We start from the raw sequence: 2,067 nt of genomic DNA on the forward strand, positions 1-2,067 counted from the left end.
CCGCAAGGCGGCATAAGAAGGCGCGGAATAGGACTGCGGAGGAAAACACCATGAGCAAGACAATCCGCCTGACAATGGCGCAGGCGCTGACCCGCTTCCTGTCACGCCAGATGACCGAGATCGACGGGAGCAAAGTCCCGATCTTCGGCGGCGTCTGGGCGATCTTCGGCCACGGCAATGTCGCCGGCATCGGCGAGGCGCTTTATCAGCTGCGCGACGAGCTGCCGACCTTCCGCGCCCACAATGAACAGGCGATGGCGCATGCGGCGATCGCCTACGCCAAGGCCAATTTCCGCCGCCGCTTCATGGCCGCGACCTCTTCGATCGGCCCCGGCGCGCTCAACATGGTGACGGCGGCGGCGCTCGCCCATGTAAACAGGTTGCCCGTCCTGTTTTTGCCGGGCGACGTCTTCGCCAACCGCATCCCAGATCCGGTGCTGCAGCAGGCCGAGGATTTCTCCGACGGCACGGCTACGGTCAATGACTGCTTCCGTCCGGTTTCACGCTATTTCGACCGCATCACCCGGCCGGAGCAGATCATTCCTGCGCTCAGCCGCGCCATGGCCGTGCTGACCGATCCGGCCGAATGCGGCCCGGTGACGCTGTCTCTGTGCCAGGACGTGCAGGCCGAGGCCTACGACTACCCCGAGAGTTTCTTTGCCGAGAGGGTCTGGCACCAGCGCCGGCCGCGCCCGGATCGCCATGAGCTTGCCGCCGCGGTAGCGGCGCTGAAGGGCGCAAAAAAGCCGCTGGTGATCGCCGGCGGCGGCGTCCTCTATTCGCAGGCGTCGGACGAACTGGCGAAATTCGCCGAGAGCGCCGGCATCCCGGTCTGCGAGACGCAAGGCGGCAAATCCTCGTTGCCGGACGACCATCCGCTCAACATGGCGGCGGTCGGCGTCACCGGAACTTCTGCCGCCAACCGGTTGGCTGAGGAAGCCGATGTCGTGCTGGCCATCGGCACGCGTCTGCAGGACTTCACCACCGGTTCGTGGGCGCTGTTCAAGAATTCGGGCAAGACCATCATCGGGCTCAACGTGCAGCCCTTCGACGCCGGCAAGCACCGCGCCCTGCCACTGGTCGCCGATGCGGCCGAGGGCCTGGCCGAACTCAGTGCTGCGCTGAAGGGCTGGAAGGCGCCGGCAAGCTGGACCGACAATGCGTCCTCCGGCAAGAAGGCCTGGCAGGCCGAGGCGGCCAAGGTGACGGCGTCGACCAATGCCGCCTACCCGTCCGACGCGCAGGTGATCGGCGCCGTGCAGCGCGCCATGGGCTCCGGTGTGACGCTGCTGAATGCCTCCGGCGGGTTGCCGGGCGAATTGCACAAACTTTGGCAGGCGGGCGCGCCCGGATCGTATCATGGCGAATATGGCTTCTCGACCATGGGCTACGAGATTGCCGGCGGGCTCGGAGCCAAGATGGCGAAGCCCGGCGAGGGGATCGTCGTCATGATCGGCGACGGCTCCTACCTGATGATGAACTCCGAAATCGCCACCTCGGTGATGCTCGGCCTCAAGCTCACTATCGTGCTGCTCGACAACAGAGGCTATGGCTGCATCAACCGGCTGCAGATGGCGACCGGCGGCGCCAACTTCAACAATCTGCTGAAGGACTCGCGCCACGAGGTTCTGCCCGACATCGACTTTGCCGCGCATGCGGCGAGCATGGGGGCGATCGCCGAGAAAGTGCCGTCGATCGCCGGGCTGGAAAACGCGCTGGCACAAGCCAGGAAGAATACGCGCACAACGGTGCTCGTCATCGACACCGACCCGCTGGTTTCCACGGATGCCGGCGGCCATTGGTGGGACGTGGCGGTGCCGGAAGTGTCTGTACGGCCGCAGGTCAACGCGGCGCGCAAGGCGTATGACGAAAAGCGGAAGATGCAGAGTGTGGGTGATTGAGGTCGGCGCTGCCCCTCACCTGCCTGCCGGCATCCTCTCCCCGTATAGGGACGGGGAGAGGGACGCTGTCACCACCGGTTTCGCCAATCACCGCCGTCGCAAGAAAGACGCCGAGGTCGCGGCTAGACCCCTTGTCCCCGTCCCTATACGGGGAGAAGGTGCCGGC

General features: G+C 65.6%; 1 protein-coding gene. It reads left to right on the forward strand.

Annotated elements, in window-relative coordinates:
* Nucleotides 1-50: 50 nt before the first annotated feature.
* A complete protein-coding gene (gene iolD / locus EN939_RS31615; protein ID WP_127271234.1) occupies nt 51-1,901 on the forward strand; it encodes a 3D-(3,5/4)-trihydroxycyclohexane-1,2-dione acylhydrolase (decyclizing) in 1,851 nt (616 codons plus the stop codon).
* Nucleotides 1,902-2,067 lie beyond the last annotated feature (166 nt).

The organism is Mesorhizobium sp. M7A.F.Ca.CA.002.05.1.1, assembly GCF_003998335.1.
Lineage (GTDB): Bacteria > Pseudomonadota > Alphaproteobacteria > Rhizobiales > Rhizobiaceae > Mesorhizobium.